Annotated in this window: 13 protein-coding genes and 2 tRNA genes; 1 reads left to right on the top strand and 14 read right to left on the bottom strand. The window is 42.9% G+C overall.

What is annotated here, in order from left to right:
- Window positions 1–73: 73 nt before the first annotated feature.
- The 12 genes from C9J45_RS16805 to C9J45_RS16750 form a co-directional block, all read right to left on the bottom strand.
- Window positions 74–703: a tetratricopeptide repeat protein gene (locus tag C9J45_RS16805; RefSeq protein WP_107208006.1), complete on the bottom strand. Its 630-nt coding sequence runs from the start codon at window positions 701–703 to the stop codon at window positions 74–76.
- A gap of 182 nt (window positions 704–885) precedes the next feature.
- Complete coding sequence (locus tag C9J45_RS16800; protein WP_107208005.1) at window positions 886–2,202, bottom strand: adenylosuccinate synthase; 1,317 nt, start codon at window positions 2,200–2,202, stop codon at window positions 886–888.
- Between the two features lie 121 nt (window positions 2,203–2,323).
- Window positions 2,324–2,518: a DUF2065 domain-containing protein gene (locus tag C9J45_RS16795; protein WP_105061373.1), complete on the bottom strand. Its 195-nt coding sequence runs from the start codon at window positions 2,516–2,518 to the stop codon at window positions 2,324–2,326.
- A 73-nt stretch (window positions 2,519–2,591) separates the two neighbouring features.
- A complete protein-coding gene (gene hflC, locus C9J45_RS16790) occupies window positions 2,592–3,593 on the bottom strand; it encodes a protease modulator HflC (RefSeq protein WP_107208004.1) in 1,002 nt (333 codons plus the stop codon).
- Window positions 3,594–3,595: 2 nt separating this feature from the next.
- Window positions 3,596–4,762 carry an FtsH protease activity modulator HflK gene (gene hflK / locus C9J45_RS16785; protein WP_107208003.1) on the bottom strand — a complete coding sequence of 389 codons (1,167 nt, stop codon included), beginning with the start codon at window positions 4,760–4,762 and terminating at the stop codon, window positions 3,596–3,598.
- Window positions 4,763–4,816: 54 nt separating this feature from the next.
- The gene (gene hflX, locus C9J45_RS16780) at window positions 4,817–6,106 is read right to left on the bottom strand and encodes a ribosome rescue GTPase HflX (protein ID WP_005372817.1); all 1,290 of its coding nucleotides are present in this window, start codon (window positions 6,104–6,106) and stop codon (window positions 4,817–4,819) included.
- Between the two features lie 28 nt (window positions 6,107–6,134).
- Complete coding sequence (hfq, locus tag C9J45_RS16775) at window positions 6,135–6,401, bottom strand: RNA chaperone Hfq (protein WP_005372819.1); 267 nt, start codon at window positions 6,399–6,401, stop codon at window positions 6,135–6,137.
- 86 nt (window positions 6,402–6,487) lie between these two features.
- Window positions 6,488–7,423, bottom strand: coding sequence for a tRNA (adenosine(37)-N6)-dimethylallyltransferase MiaA (gene miaA / locus C9J45_RS16770; protein ID WP_045129185.1), 936 nt, complete (start codon window positions 7,421–7,423; stop codon window positions 6,488–6,490).
- Window positions 7,424–7,425: 2 nt separating this feature from the next.
- Window positions 7,426–9,591, bottom strand: a complete 2,166-nt coding sequence (gene mutL, locus C9J45_RS16765; RefSeq protein ID WP_107292782.1) for a DNA mismatch repair endonuclease MutL — start codon at window positions 9,589–9,591, stop codon at window positions 7,426–7,428.
- Between the two features lie 2 nt (window positions 9,592–9,593).
- Complete coding sequence (locus tag C9J45_RS16760; protein ID WP_199187171.1) at window positions 9,594–11,336, bottom strand: N-acetylmuramoyl-L-alanine amidase; 1,743 nt, start codon at window positions 11,334–11,336, stop codon at window positions 9,594–9,596.
- Window positions 11,337–11,341: 5 nt separating this feature from the next.
- The gene (gene tsaE, locus C9J45_RS16755; protein ID WP_107208000.1) at window positions 11,342–11,806 is read right to left on the bottom strand and encodes a tRNA (adenosine(37)-N6)-threonylcarbamoyltransferase complex ATPase subunit type 1 TsaE; all 465 of its coding nucleotides are present in this window, start codon (window positions 11,804–11,806) and stop codon (window positions 11,342–11,344) included.
- Between the two features lie 4 nt (window positions 11,807–11,810).
- The gene (locus tag C9J45_RS16750; protein WP_107292781.1) at window positions 11,811–13,295 is read right to left on the bottom strand and encodes an NAD(P)H-hydrate dehydratase; all 1,485 of its coding nucleotides are present in this window, start codon (window positions 13,293–13,295) and stop codon (window positions 11,811–11,813) included.
- Between the two features lie 201 nt (window positions 13,296–13,496).
- Here C9J45_RS16750 and queG point away from each other — a divergent pair, with 201 nt between their 5' ends.
- Window positions 13,497–14,630, top strand: coding sequence for a tRNA epoxyqueuosine(34) reductase QueG (gene queG, locus C9J45_RS16745; RefSeq protein WP_107207998.1), 1,134 nt, complete (start codon window positions 13,497–13,499; stop codon window positions 14,628–14,630).
- Window positions 14,631–15,378: 748 nt separating this feature from the next.
- On the opposite strand, the gene C9J45_RS16740 is transcribed toward queG, so the two are convergent.
- Together C9J45_RS16740 and C9J45_RS16735 are read right to left on the bottom strand one after the other, a co-directional pair.
- A tRNA-Gly gene (locus C9J45_RS16740) sits at window positions 15,379–15,454 on the bottom strand.
- 52 nt (window positions 15,455–15,506) lie between these two features.
- A tRNA-Gly gene (locus C9J45_RS16735) sits at window positions 15,507–15,582 on the bottom strand.
- Window positions 15,583–15,604 lie beyond the last annotated feature (22 nt).

The raw sequence follows: 15,604 nt of genomic DNA, 5'->3' as shown, positions 1-15,604 counted from the left end.
AACGCAGCTAATACAACAAAGCACAGCGAAATGCTGTGCTTTTTTATCTGGTTACTGGATTATTTGGGACAGGTTACCATAAACTTGAACGTTGTTTTGCCCGAGCAATAATATTTTCAGGCATACGTAATTCTAATTTTCGACGTAACGTATTCAGTTGGTTATATAACGATTTATTCGCCGTCGTGGTTTGATACAGCCAGCGATAAGCATCTTCGTAATCAAGTGGACTACCATGATCTGACACTAATAGTTCAGCTAACTGAAGACGCGCTTTAATATTTCCTAGCGCCGCAGCTTCTCGTAAATACGGGATCGCACGCTCTTTATCTTGTTGCAATAACACTCCGTTCGCATAATAACGCCCTAATTGTTCAAGTGCTACCGGTGAGCCTTGCTGCGCAGCCGCTCGCATATAATACAAACCTTGCTCGACATCTTTGTCTACACATACGCCCCAAGCCAACATATCACCATATAAAAACTGATAAGAAGGTGACTCTACTCGCTCAGCGCGCGCTTTAATATCTTGTACAAGCTGGCAATCATCAGCTTTTATTTTTTTTAAATGCTGGTTCGTTTCAAAAAGCTGTATCAGTTCATCATCGCTATAAATGGGAACAGCATCTCCCACATTATCCAATGCGTAAGCGGCAGATATAAATAACTGGCTAGTCAATAATAAGATCGGAAGCTTTTTCATCATTAGATCTCAGGCTAGGGATAACTTTTTATCGACATCTAGCCTAAAGACTTTAGCTAACATTCTATCGTTAATTAATGATATCACTTCCAAAATATACGAATAAGGCAGTATTCATTTTAATTAGATATAAAAAAACCAGCCCGAAAGCTGGTTTTTAAATCAATTCGCATCAGCGATAATTATTCACCGTATGGGTGAACTTTAATAATTGTCTCGTTACGGTCAGGACCTGTAGAGATAATATCAATTGGAACGCCTGTTAGCTCTTCGATACGTGCAATGTAATCTAATGCTGCTTGTGGAAGCACGTCTAATGACTTAGCACCAAATGTAGTTTCACTCCAACCCGGCATTGTTTCATAAACAAGCTCTAGATCTTCGTACTCGTCAGCAGCCATTGGTGAAACTTCTAAGATTTCGCCCGTCTTCGTTTTGTATGCAGTACAGATTTTTAGCTCTTCTAAGCCATCTAGTACGTCTAATTTAGTTAGACAGAAGCCAGAGATAGAGTTAATTTGTACCGCACGACGCATAGCAACGGCATCGAACCAACCGGTACGACGTAGACGACCTGTTGTTGCACCAAACTCGTGGCCAACAGTACCTAAGTGCTTACCTACTGGATCTTGCTTGTCTAGACCATCATATAGCTCTGTAGGGAAAGGACCAGCACCAACACGTGTACAGTAAGCTTTCGCAATACCAAGAATGTAACCTAGGTGACGAGGACCAAAGCCAGAACCTGCAGCAACACCACCAGCAGTTGTGTTAGAAGAGGTTACATACGGATAAGTACCGTGATCGATATCAAGTAGCGTACCTTGCGCGCCTTCGAACATGATCTTGTCGCCACGTAGACGAGCATCATCAAGCTCTTTAGTTACGTCGATAACCATAGACGTTAGGATATCAGCTTGAGAAAGTACTTTTTCTAGCACTTCTTCGTAGTTTACAGGCTCAGCATTGTAGTAATGCTCAAGCTGGAAGTTATGGTAAGCCATCACTTCTTTAAGCTTTTCTGCAAATGCTTCTTTATTGAAAAGATCGCCAACGCGTAGACCGCGACGTGCAACTTTATCTTCGTAAGCAGGACCGATACCACGACCAGTCGTACCAATTGCTTTTTTACCACGAGCAGCTTCACGCGCTTGGTCAAGAGCAATGTGGTAAGGAAGAATTAATGGACAAGCTTCTGACAGGAATAAACGCTCACGAACAGGAATACCACGTGCTTCTAGTGGGCCCATTTCATTCATTAACGCATCAGGAGAAAGCACCACACCGTTACCGATGATGCATTTAACATTGTCACGTAGGATACCTGATGGGATCAGGTGAAGAACTGTTTTCTCACCGTCAATAACTAGGGTGTGACCTGCATTGTGACCGCCTTGGTAGCGAACCACATATTTTGCATCTTCGGTCAGTAGGTCAACGATTTTACCTTTACCTTCGTCACCCCATTGGGTGCCAAGAACGACTACATTATTTGCCATCTTTCTTCATCTATCAGTAGTTAAAAAGGGATTCTAGCACCTTAACATTCAGCTTGCAGTCATTTTTTAGCCGTGTAGACCGTTTCTGCAAGCTAATTGTCACCATTGTGTGCTATGTATTTTACATCTGCCTATACATCATATACGCAATAACCGCACCGGCAACAACCAGACAGCCGCCAATACGACGCAAATTATTATCATTTTGTTGGCTTAACTGGTTAACCATCTCTCGCCACCCGCGAGGCGCAAGTAATGGCCCTAAGCCTTCAACCACTAATACTAAGCCTAGTGCCATCCAAATTGAATGTGACATTTTTCTTTTCCCCATAAAAAAAGACAAGGCCGAGGCCTTGTCTTTACAATAACAGATGTCTGTTGTGATTGGTTTAGTTTGCTTTAAGTTCTGAATGATTCATGTACTTAAAGAATTCATTGTTAGGATCAACAACCAATACATCATTTTTAGAGTTGAAGCTCTTCTCGTAAGCTTTAAGCGAACGCCAGAAGCTGTAGAACTCTGGGTTTTGGCTATAAGCTTTTGAGTAAATCTCTGCCGCTTTTGCATCCGCGTCACCACGAATAACCTGTGCTTTACGTTTTGCTTCAGAAAGAACAGTCGCTACTTCAAGCTCAGAACGTGCACGTAACTCTTCAGCACGTTGACGACCTTGCGAACGGTAACTACGCGCTACTGATTCTCGCTCGGCACGCATACGACGGTAGATAGACTCACTGATTTCATCTGGTAGGTTAATTTTCTTAATTCGGAAATCAACCACTTCAATACCCAAATCTTTCGCACTTTCACGCGTTTCTTCAAGTACATCTGCCATGATTTTATCACGCTGGCCTTCAACTTCCTTCACCGGTACTACACCTTCAATTACCGCTAGAGCAGCTTTAGCCGCTTTAGTTTGTGCAATATCAGACGCTGTAGTTGGTGTTGAAATGCTGTCTTCTCCAGACACGATCTGCTTAATTTCTTTCGAACCGATTTCAGCACGTAGGCTATCGACTACTTTACGCTTTAATAGCGCTTCTGCAGTTGATGTATTACCACCACCTGTTGCTAAGTAGTACTTACCAAAATCTTTGATACGCCATTTCACATAGGTATCAATGATCACGTCTTTCTTCTCAGCTGTTAAGAAACGATCAGCCTGATCATCCATAGTTTGAATACGCGCATCTAAATCATGAACACGGTCAAACACTGGTACTTTAAAATGCAGGCCGGGCTGATAAATACGGGCAATTTCAGTATTGTTATCTTTTAAGATACGACCGAAACGCACCACGATACCACGCTCACCTTCTTTTACGACAAACACTGACATCAATAATAGAGCAATAAAAATCACTACTACTGGGATCATTAACTTACGCATAATTAATATCTCCCTTGACGGCCAGTATCAGCACGAGAAGCAGGTGCAACTGGAGTTGGAGTTTCTACTTTTTCTAATTCAATACCGCTTAAACGATCTGAATTATCGGTTTTCTTATCAGCTTGATTTGACTGAGACATCAGCTTATCAAGTGGTAAGTACATCATATTATTACTGCCACCTGATTTCGTATCAATTAACACTTTGCTGGTGTTACTGTACACCTTCTCCATGGTATCTAGATACAAACGCTCACGTGTCACTTCTTTCGCTGCTAGGTATTGTGGCAACAATTTATCAAACTGTGCTACATCACCCAATGCGCCATTAACAACACGCTCAGAGTAACCTTCAGCTTCGTTCTTCAGACGCTCAGCACGACCCGTTGCTTTAGGCAAAATATCATTACTGTAAGCTTCTGCTTCACGAACGTAACGCTCTTCATCTTCTCGCGCTGCGATAGCATCATCAAATGCATCTTTCACCGCTTCAGGTGGACGAGCTGATTGGAAGTTCACATCAACAACACGGATACCCATGTCGTATTTTGCAATAATTTTATCAATTGCTGCTTGAGTATTCGCACGAATAGTCTGACGACCTGTCGTCAATGCCTGATCCATCGTTGAATCACCAATCACGGCACGAAGTGCAGAATCGGTTGCCTGACGCAAACTGTCATCAGCATTCGTTACGCTAAATAGGTACTTCTCAGCGTTATCAACACGGTACTGAACATCCATTTCAACTTTCAGAACGTTTTCATCTTTCGTTAACATCAAGCCAGATGCACGAAGAGAACGAATTGCTTGAATGTTGACTGGGATAACTTCATCAATAAACGTTGGTTTCCAGTTCAGACCGGGTTTTACAACTTGATCAAACTTACCAAAACGTAGCACAACACCTTGCTCTGCTTCGCCAATGGTGTAAAAACCAGAAAAACCCCAAACCGCCGCAGCTAATACGGCAACAGCCCCCAAGCCAACAGCGCTCCCGCTGCCACTCGGCCCTTTTTTATTTCCAAACACACCGCCAACTTTACGACTTAGTTTTGAAAAAACCTCATCGAGATCTGGTGGTCCTTGTTCACGTCCACCGCGATTATTATTACCCCAAGGGTCTTTATCATCACGGCCGCCGTTGTTTCCAGGCTCATTCCACGCCATTATAGAACTCCATCAATATGATATGACGACAGTTTTTATCACTCTAGTAATCCATTAAGCAACGATAAAGTCATCTAACGAAGTACTTTCTCTTTTTTGTAATCGAGACCATTCCGCCAAAGGCAAACGAATATCAATCATCAAATAACCGTCTGATTCGTATTCTTCTTGTAAAATACATCCCAGCTGATAAAACTTGCTACGGATACGCCCAATCATTTCAGGGGGTACACGTAAGGTATGCGCTACCATCGTACCGGAGAGGCGTTCAGTTAGTGCTTGGAATAACAAGTCAATGCCTTGCCCTTCCATCGCTGAAACCCAAACGCGACGAGGAACTCCCTCTTCATCTCGTTCAATACGAGGTTCTGCATGCTCTAAATTATCAATTTTATTCATGATAATTAAAGTAGGCACCTCACCCGCATCAATTTCTTCTAGTACTGTTTCAACAGCTTCAATGTTTTCACGGAAGCGATCATCACTTGCATCAACCACATGAAGTAAAAGATCAGCCTCTTGTGTTTCTTTAAGGGTAGCTTTAAATGCTGCCACTAGATCGTGGGGAAGATGTCGAATAAATCCAACGGTATCAGCTAAAATCGCTGTACCTACATCAGCCACTGCTATTTTACGTAGTGTAGGATCTAGAGTTGCAAACAGTTGATCGGCGGCGTAAACCCCCGCATCGGTGATCCGATTAAAGAGTGTGGATTTACCAGCATTGGTATATCCCACTAATGAGATCGTTGGAATTTCTGCACGATTACGCGCACGTCTTCCTTGATCACGCTGTTTAGCCACTTTATCTAAACGACGTAGAATTGTTTTAATTCGATCGCGCAATAAACGTCTATCTGTTTCAAGCTGCGTTTCACCAGGTCCACGCAGACCTATCCCCCCTTTCTGTCGCTCAAGGTGAGTCCAACCACGAATCAATCGGGTTGATATATGACGTAACTGTGCAAGCTCGACTTGCAACTTACCTTCATGGGTACGTGCGCGTTGAGCAAATATATCTAAGATCAAACCTGTTCTGTCGAGTACACGACACTGACAAATTTGCTCCAAGTTACGCTCTTGAGCGGGAGACAAGGAGTGGTTAAAGATAACGATATCAGCTTCCGCTGTTCTTACCGCGTCGGCAATTTCTTGTGCCTTACCTTCTCCAACGTAATATTTAGGGTGCGGAGTCTTACGGCTGCCAGTGACAACATGCAGTGTATTGACGCCCGCTGAGGAGACCAGCATTTCAAATTCGCTAAGATCTTCCCATTCCCCATCTTGCGTGAAGTTAATATGAACAAGAATCGCCTGTTCACCGGCTTCATAACGGTCAAACAAGCCATTAACTCCTTAATGGAAGAATAAATTATTCTTCAGTTTTTTCTGGACGTTCAGTACCTGCTGGACGATCACCTGCATGGTGATGGTTCACTGGACGAGCAGGAACTACCGTTGAAATAGCATGCTTATATACCATTTGGTTTACAGTGTTTTTTAATAGGATCACAAATTGGTCAAAAGACTCAATTTGTCCCTGTAGTTTGATACCGTTTACCAAGTAAATTGAGACCGGAATTCGTTCACGACGCAGCGCATTTAAAAACGGGTCTTGCAGAGATTGCCCCTTAGCCATTATTTCTTTTCCTTATTTGTTTGTAGTTGTATTAGCAACGAACAAAAACTAAAAATACGCAAAGCAGTTCAGAGTATACACGTTAATCAAACATCACATCTAACTGAGTTTGTGACTGTTTGTAACGCGGAATCCACATCACTACTATCCAACCAGGTCAAATCTTTCCAACCGCGAAGCCAGGTAATTTGACGCTTTGCTAATTGACGGGTAGCACAGATACCACGGAAAACCGCTTCATCTAAGTCATAATTCCCGTCCAAATATTCCCACATCTGACGATAACCAACGCAACGAATAGAAGGAAGCTCAAGGTGAAGATCACCACGCTCGTGCAACGCACGTACTTCCTGCTCAAAACCTGCCTCGATCATTTTATTGAACCTAAGCTCAATTCGCTGATGCAGTACAGCCCTATCCATGGGAGTGATTGCAAATTGATGAACCTTGTAAGGTAAAGATTCACCTTGAGTTTTTGTTAACTCAGTTAAAGTTTTACCCGAAATTCGGAAAACTTCCAATGCACGAGATAATCGCTGTGGATCATTGGGATGAATTCTTGCTCCGGCAACGGGATCAATCCTTACTAATTCATCATGCAATGCTTGCCATCCATGCTCAGCAGCATCTCGTTCAATCCCTGCGCGAACCTCAAGATCTGCAGCAGGTAAAGGCGATAAACCTTCCAATAAAGCCTTGTAGTACAACATAGTACCACCAACTAATAAAGGAATTCGCCCTGCTGCAACTATATCAGCCATTTCTTTCAGTGCATCAGCACGAAAGTCTGCAGCCGAATAACTTTGCGCTGGATCACGAATATCGATCAAACGATGCGGTGCTAATGCAAGTTCATGCGCATCTGGTTTTGCTGTACCGATATCCATTCCCTTATAAATAAGGGCAGAATCAACACTAATCAACTCAACAGGCAGTTGCTCTCGTAATCGAATGGCAAGATCGGTTTTACCCGAAGCTGTTGGTCCCATTAAAAAAATGGCTTGAGGTTGTGGCTTAGTTATCATTATTTAAAGGCTTCTATTGCTGCTTGCATATCTACCGGTCGAAGTAATTGGCTTTCATGACCTGCCAAATTCTCTCCCCATAGCTGCTCTAATTCAGAGACTAGCTGAATGGCTTGCGACAAACTATAACTTGCCACTGTACCAACACATTGTTCAGCTAACCAATATAATAATTTATCCCACCCTTGTGCTTCTGGATCATCACAAGCTGTAAGTAGGTAGGTTAACAAATTCGGGAGCAACTGTTGTAAGTTTTGTTGTCTTAATGGCATACATACTGACATGATTATTATGCCATTTCTCCCTTTCGCTTTCAGTTGAATCCCTAATTGTTTAAGTAGCATCGCATGTTGTTCAGCACAGGCAATTAAATCGCTCTCTACAGGTACCGATAGTGGGATCAAAAGCGGTTGAGGTTTTAATCCTTCCGTTTGCGCTAAACGCAATTGTCCAACATAGCGTAGTAACTCTGCATGATCTAAATTCAGTAAGGCAATATTGGTCTCTTGCTGCATTAGTAAGTAACGCTCAGCCACCAAACATAATGCTTTACCAAGCCCCATAGCTTTACCCGCTATCGCATGTTGTTTAACAACTGCTGTTGAAGGCATTGCTTGCCACTCTCTACGCGGCTCGGCAACACGCTCTATGGGTTGTTCTGCTAAAACATGTTCTGTCGGCGATTCCGTTTGTAACAGCTTTTGGTATGCCTTGATCTCAGCCGCCGTCGGCCCTTCCGGTTTAGGAGAACGTGAGGCGCCAGATGAAGCATCAGAAGTTCTCGTGGTATTTATTGTTTGCTCACTGCCTTGTCGCTCACGAGGACTACGATCATAATGCTGCTGATCTCTATTATTAGTGCTTGGTGAAGCAGAATAAGAAGATGGTTTACTATGCTCAGACGCTTCACTTACCGCATATTCAGCGGATACTGCTGAGTCACGCCTATCACTATCAATGGGTGAACCTGCTGAATATGTCGACGCAGACTTATTCCATTCCGATGACGGTGATTTATGAGGATACTCTGGTGTCGCATCTATCGCTTGAGCAACCCTTTGCGTCACAGAGTTTGTTGGTTCAATCACCACACCATCTTCATCGACTTCGATACGGTGAGCACTCGATCGTATCGGTGATTGATACTGATGCTGCTCTTCTTCTAATGCCCCTTGCTGCAATGCACTTTGTAAGGCTTGGTAGATAAAATCATGTACCAACCGTGCTTGATGAAAACGCACTTCATGTTTTGCTGGGTGAACATTCACATCAACTTGGTGAGGATCAACATCAATATACAGTACGTAAGCTGCATACTGATCGGATCGTAAACTCGACTCATAAGCTTGACGGATCGCATGATTGATCAGCTTATCTTTCATCATCCGTCCATTAACATAACAATACTGAATATCATTTTGTGCACGAGCGCCTTGAGAGCTACATACCCAACCGGATAATTTCAAGTCCCCGTGCGCTAATTCAACCACCAATGCATGTTGCAAAAAGCCTGAACCACATGCCGTTGCTAATCGACGCTCTTTTTGAATCGGCGTTTGTGCCGCTCGGTATTGTCGAATGATCTTACCGTTATGACGCAAAGTAATAGCAACATCGAAGCGGCTTAACGCAATACGTTTGATCAACTCATCAATATGATTAAATTCTGTTTTTTCTGTCCGTAAGAACTTACGACGCGCAGGTGTATTAAAGAAAAGATCAAGCACTTCTAGCGTTGTACCTACCGGATGGGCTGCAGGTTTTAACTGGACGTCCATATCTCGCCCTTCAGCATACGCTGACCACGCTTCTTCTTGCGCTTGGGTGCGGGAGGTTAACGTTAAACGAGAGACGGAACTGATACTGGCAAGCGCTTCACCACGAAAGCCAAGACTGACTATCGCTTCAAGATCATCCAGAGTAGTAATTTTAGAAGTCGCATGACGGCTAAGGGCGAGCGCAAGCTCATCTTTAGGGATCCCTTTTCCATTATCACGAATACGAATGAGCCGGCTGCCACCTTTTTCGATATCAATATCGATTCGAGTAGCACCGGCATCAAGACTATTTTCAACAAGCTCTTTGACTACAGAAGCTGGGCGTTCAACAACTTCACCCGCTGCAATCTGGTTAGCCAGCCGAGCGGGTAAAATCTGAATCGGCATAATTAACTTCTTGGTATGATTAGCGTCTGTCCTACAGCTAGTTTATCAGAACGTAGCTTATTCGTAGCACGAATACTTGCAACTGACACACCATATTTATCAGCAATCTTACTCAAAAACTCGCCACGCTTTACTTTATGTTGAACATATTTCGGCGCAGGAACGGCAATTTTTAATTTTTGCCCAAGCATCACATTGTCTGATTTTAGGTGATTAAGTTGACGGATGCTGCTCATGGTAACACCATATTTTGCTGCAATCTTACCTAAATATTCACCACGAACGACTTTATGCACAATCACCTTGGTTGAGGCAACAGGTTTCACTGTAGCACTGCTCGATGTCGTACTCACCGTTTTCGTTGGCGTCGAAACCGACGCTGTCTTAATGTTGCCAGGAATAATCAACACTTGACCGATGTTCACTGAGGTTGATTTCAGATTATTCGAAGCTTTGATTGATGCCATCGACACGCCATACTTCTGGGCAATACCGCTTAATGACTGACCCGATGTCACTTTATGCTTACTTCCACGTCCTTTCAAACGAGAAGCAAATAAAGTACCTTCAGGTGGATTTGCTTCAAAATACTCCAACACCCCTTTATAAACCGCATTCGCTAATTGGTTTTGGTGTGATGTCGTATTAAGTAATTTCTCTTCTGTCGGATTGGTAATAAAACCCGTTTCAACCAATAGCGATGGAATATCAGGTGATTTCAATACCGCTAAACTTGCGTATTGCGGAACCGTTTTATGCAAACGTGCCACTTTACGTAACTCATGTAATACACGAGTAGCAACATCGTAACCTTCTTTTTGCGAGTAACTAAATTGAAGGTCTAATACCGCTCGGCCAAGATATTTATCATTGGTATTACTTGATAAAACATCGCCACCACCTAATAACTCAGATTGCTTCTCACTTTGCTCCAACCAGCGACCTATTTCAGTATTCGCACGGCGTGTGTTGAGCACCCATACAGAAGCACCACGAGGTTGCGGTTTTGTAAAGCCATCAGCATGGATAGAAACTAAAAGAAGGGCTTTATTCTTACGTGCAATTTCTGAACGCTTACCCAATGGAACAAAGTAGTCACCACGGCGAGTTAGTACTGCACGCATACCCGTTGTTGCATTGATCTTAGCTGCCAGTTTTTTCGCAACCGCTAGTGTGACATTTTTTTCATATTTACGCGTTGGACCAATAGAGCCAGGATCATCACCACCGTGACCTGCATCCACCGCTACCACGATATCAGCGGTACCAGATGGCATTTTCGCTAAGTTATTTGCCGTCGCTTTTTCTTCTGCTTGCTCTTCTTTAGCACCAACAGTTTTAGACGTTCCATTCGGCAAGTCTAAAACTAAACGGTAACCATAACTGCCCGTTGGTGATAAAGAGAATATTGTTGGCGTTACACCACGCTTAACTTCAAACACCAGTCGCGTTGTACCTTTTGCAGGCGCTGTACTGGTGCGAACTTTGGTTAAAATATCACTTTTCTGAACCGCAATAGGAAGTTTAGTTTTGATCTTAGTATCTTTAAGATCAACCACTAAACGAGAAGGTCCTGCTAATGAAAAGTGAGAATAGTCTGCTTTACTTTGCAGATCTAATACTACGCGAGTTTCATCTGGCGCAGGCCAAATTCTCACCCCTTTGAGTTCATTTGCCCAAGAGGCAGCAGAACTCACTAATCCTGCTCCTACTATCAGGAACTTTAAATACGTCCGTAACGCCATCCTAATTAACTCAACTCCAAATGATTGATCAATGCTGCACCATATTCCGTATTGGCGCGGATCAATACTTTTCTCTGCTCACCGTGATAACACATTTCTAATTCAAGATCGGGTTGAGGTAATAACCCATCACCTTTCTCTGGCCATTCCACTAAGCAAATAGCATCCTGGGTGAAATAATCACGAATTCCCATAAATTCTAATTCTTCAGGATCTGCAAGGCGATAGAGATCAAAATGATACACTTGCCAAGGAGCAAGATCATAAGGTTCAACTAGGGTATATGTCGGACTCTTAACATTCCCTTGATGGCCTAGCGCACGAATAAAACCACGACTAAACGTTGTTTTTCCGGCTCCCAAATCGCCGTGAAGATAAATCGTTGTTTGTTGCGTACAGGCTTTAGCTAATTTAAGGCCTAAATCTACTGTTGCCTGCTCATCAGCAAGAAAGGTTTCAAATGTTTGCATGTTTTTATCTTGGATTGACTAATTGACGAATAAACGGAAAGAGATCTGATGCCAGCATACCACGCTCTCCGCTTTGCGCACACAAATCTGCGGCTCGGCTATGGATCCAGACTCCCGCATAGGCCGCTTCAACTAACGCTAAACCTTGGCCGAGTAAAGCACCAATGATACCTGATAATACGTCCCCCATCCCTCCCGTTGCCATTCCAGGATTGCCGCAAGTACAAATCCATAATGTCTTACCATCATAAATTAAACTGCCAGCCCCTTTTAAAACAACAACACCGCCATAATTTTGCTGTAAGCGCTGAATCGCGACAAACCGATCGGCTTCAATCTCATTAATAGAGACATCCAATAATCGCGCCGCTTCGCCGAGATGTGGTGTAATGATTCGATTATCTCGGTAGTCAGGGGCTTTTGCCAGTAAATTAAGGCCATCAGCATCAACGACACAAGGTTTATCAATATGATGACACTGCGCAAAGAGAGATTGTCCCCAATCACTGGTTCCAAGCCCAGGCCCTAATACAACCACATCTGACCAAGCAAGCTTATCAACAAGTATGTTTGAAGACTCTTGCCAACCAATGGCCATTATCTCAGGTCTCATCATCACAATTGACAGTGCATTGTCAGGTCGTGTTATCACCGACGTTAAGCCAGCACCTGCACGGCTACAAGCTTCTGACGATAATCGAATAGCTCCCGCCATTCCAAGATCACCACCAATACAAAGCACGCGTCCAAAACACCCTTTATGAGCAACACGTGAGCGCGGAAAAAGTAATGACTGTACCTGCGATTCTGTAATGTGTAATGCTGATGGTTTCATGACTTGCGAGAATTGCAGAGCAACCCCTAAGTCTGAAAAGTAACGTTCCCCACAATATTGTGCTGCTTGCCCTGTTGTCAGCCCTTGTTTAAAACCAATAAAAGAGAGCGTTTGTGAGGCCTTAATAACAGCACCAAAAGTTGCACCAGTATTTGCACATAATCCTGAAGGCACATCCACTGCAATCACAGGCGTCTTTTGATCATTGATCCAACGAATGCGTTCAGCGATTTCTGAGCGAACTTCACCTTTAACCCTAATCCCTAATAACGCATCGATAATTAACTCATAACTTGTGGTTGGCGTATCAGTGATCGTTTTACCATTACATTGCAACCAGTGAGAACGAGCACATCGAGCGTCAGCAGGTAAATGTTCAACATTGGGTGATTCCCACACAGTAACATCAATACCCTGATCATGTGCTAAACGAGCCACTACATAGCCATCACCACCATTATTACCTTTACCGCAGCACACTAATAATTTATTACATTGAGGATACCGCTGCCTCATAAGATCAAACGTTGCCTCTCCAGCACGTTCCATTAAGTGATAAAGCGTGACACTATTTTGTTGCTCTGTGAGTAATTGCTCACCTTGCCTGATTTGCTCTGAGGTATAGAGAAATAAGGGGATGTCATGAGTGATCATAGGTAAAGTGCCCTCAATAAACGTGTAACAACTATAATTAATCAAAATACACAGTGTTAATTTTATACATCTATAATCGCAACGTCAGAGGTCATTATCGCAGTCTATTCTTAGCAATCCACATTCTCACCGCTATGATCAAAACAAGAATATGCTAGAATGCGCCCCCTTTCATTTAGCGCAATATAAAAGAGTTCGGTTATGACTATCGATTACCATCAACTTGCTGAGCAGATCAAAACTTGGGGACAAGAGCTGGGCTTTCAACAAGTGGGTATCACTGATATTGATTTGTCACAACACGAAGCTGAATTGCAACGTTGGCTTGATGCTGGCTATCACGGTGATATGGACTGGATGGCACGTCATGGCATGATGCGTGCGCGCCCTGCTGAACTGTTACCAGGCACTATCCGTGTGATCAGCGTAAGAATGAATTACCTTCCGCCTCACGCCGAATTTGCCCAAACACTTAAGCAACCTCAAAAAGCATTTATTAGTCGCTATTCACTCGGTCGTGATTACCACAAGCTGATCCGTAATCGACTGAAACAATTAGGGCAACGTATTGAGCAAGCCGTCGGGCAGTTTGGCTGCCGACCTTTTGTTGACTCAGCGCCTATTCTAGAACGCCCTTTGGCACAAAAAGCAGGGCTTGGTTGGACAGGCAAACATTCACTTATCTTAAATGAACAAGCAGGCTCTTGGTTCTTTTTAGGTGAACTATTAGTTGATATTCCACTGCCAATTGATAAACCAAGCAGTGAGCAATGTGGGAAATGTGTCGCTTGTATAACGAGCTGTCCAACAGGTGCTATTGTTGAAGAAGGAATCGTAGATGCGCGTCGTTGTATCTCATACTTAACGATTGAATTTGATGGTGTGATCCCAGAGCAATACCGCAGTGCTATCGGTAACCGTATCTATGGTTGCGATGACTGCCAATTAGTCTGCCCCATAAACAGACATGGACAATTAACAGAAGAGCACGATTACCACTGTCGTGACAGCTTATACCAACAAGACTTGCTAACTCTTTATGCTTGGGATGAAACGACATTCTTAAAAAATACCGAAGGCTCAGCTATTCGCCGGATAGGCCATATTCAATGGCTCAGAAATATCACAATTGCTCTGGGTAATGCTTCTTATCAAATAGAAATTGTTGAAGCACTTCAGCAGCGTCAAGGGATCTCTGAATTACTTGATACACATATCGATTGGGCGCTATCGCAGCAACAACAAAGAAAAGATCAACTCGCTCTCGAAATTTTACCTACTAAAACAAAACGTTTAGTACGGATTATTGAGAAAGGCTTACCTCGAGATGCATAAGTCACTCGGGGGATATGTGGAAAACTTTTTAAAGTTAGGTTTTTTCTTGGGGATAGGTAAAGATTAAACACAGGAGGTGGATAACATAATCAAGATAGTTATCCCGAGGAGGAACATGACATAAAATCTGTTGAAAAGCAGGTATAACAATCAATATTTACATTATAAAACATAAAGTTAAATAAAATAAAAACACCTGTGGATAACGGTAATTAAACACTATTCAAATTAAAATTCAAAGTTACTCACATAGCATCAGCACATCTAATCAACCAACTTACCCACAGTACATGTAGTGTGGATAACTCTGTTAATTTCATTGTGATCTAACGGTGAAATACTATTATAAAAATAATGTGTTAGCACTATCTGCAATGTTATTCGCTCAGATGGCACAGCTTTATGCACTACTGTTGCAATAGATAAACATTACTAAGAAAAGAGCGTACGCGTTAGTTATATCGCGCCAATACAGCAGTATTGATGTTACAACATGAATACCCTGTATTGCTGAGACAGCAAAAACAACCCTTAAAGGTTGCTTTATACAAAGTGAGTTCTGTTGTCGAAGCCGATCGCTTCTAAGTGGGCTTCGTAGCTAAGCTAGAAACACTTGAAGCAGTACACTGATGATATCGGTAATCGAATACCTCAGGAATACTACATTAGGACTATTACTTCACAGCAATAGTTCATCGATAAGTTCGATGATAACTCTGTTTATCTACAATGAAATAAACAATCAAATTGGAGCGACACACGAGGTTCGAACTCGTGACCTCAACCTTGGCAAGGTTGCGCTCTACCAGCTGAGCTAGTGTCGCATAGCTAGGTCTTTCACCTAACATTCATCGCTTTCGCCATGAACTATCAAATTGGAGCGACACACGAGGTTCGAACTCGTGACCTCAACCTTGGCAAGGTTGCGCTCTACCAGCTGAGCTAGTGTCGCATAGCTAGGTCTTTCACCTAAC

Origin of the sequence: Photobacterium sp. GB-1 (assembly GCF_003026165.1) — a bacterium.
Taxonomy (GTDB): Bacteria; Pseudomonadota; Gammaproteobacteria; order Enterobacterales; family Vibrionaceae; genus Photobacterium.
The sequence above is the reverse complement of the archived record's forward strand: the minus strand, read 5'-3'. Positions and strand labels throughout refer to the sequence as shown.

Bases quoted from the DNA above. Each gene is read 5' to 3' on its own strand.
- C9J45_RS16805 (WP_107208006.1), bottom strand. From the start codon at position 703: ATGAAAAAGCTTCCGATCTTATTATTGACTAGCCAGTTATTTATATCT.
- C9J45_RS16800 (WP_107208005.1), bottom strand. From the start codon at position 2,202: ATGGCAAATAATGTAGTCGTTCTTGGCACCCAATGGGGTGACGAAGGT.
- C9J45_RS16795 (WP_105061373.1), bottom strand. From the start codon at position 2,518: ATGTCACATTCAATTTGGATGGCACTAGGCTTAGTATTAGTGGTTGAA.
- hflC (WP_107208004.1), bottom strand. From the start codon at position 3,593: ATGCGTAAGTTAATGATCCCAGTAGTAGTGATTTTTATTGCTCTATTA.
- hflK (WP_107208003.1), bottom strand. From the start codon at position 4,762: ATGGCGTGGAATGAGCCTGGAAACAACGGCGGCCGTGATGATAAAGAC.
- hfq (WP_005372819.1), bottom strand. From the start codon at position 6,401: ATGGCTAAGGGGCAATCTCTGCAAGACCCGTTTTTAAATGCGCTGCGT.
- mutL (WP_107292782.1), bottom strand. From the start codon at position 9,591: ATGCCGATTCAGATTTTACCCGCTCGGCTGGCTAACCAGATTGCAGCG.
- C9J45_RS16760 (WP_199187171.1), bottom strand. From the start codon at position 11,336: ATGGCGTTACGGACGTATTTAAAGTTCCTGATAGTAGGAGCAGGATTA.
- tsaE (WP_107208000.1), bottom strand. From the start codon at position 11,806: ATGCAAACATTTGAAACCTTTCTTGCTGATGAGCAGGCAACAGTAGAT.
- C9J45_RS16750 (WP_107292781.1), bottom strand. From the start codon at position 13,295: ATGATCACTCATGACATCCCCTTATTTCTCTATACCTCAGAGCAAATC.
- queG (WP_107207998.1), top strand. From the start codon at position 13,497: ATGACTATCGATTACCATCAACTTGCTGAGCAGATCAAAACTTGGGGA.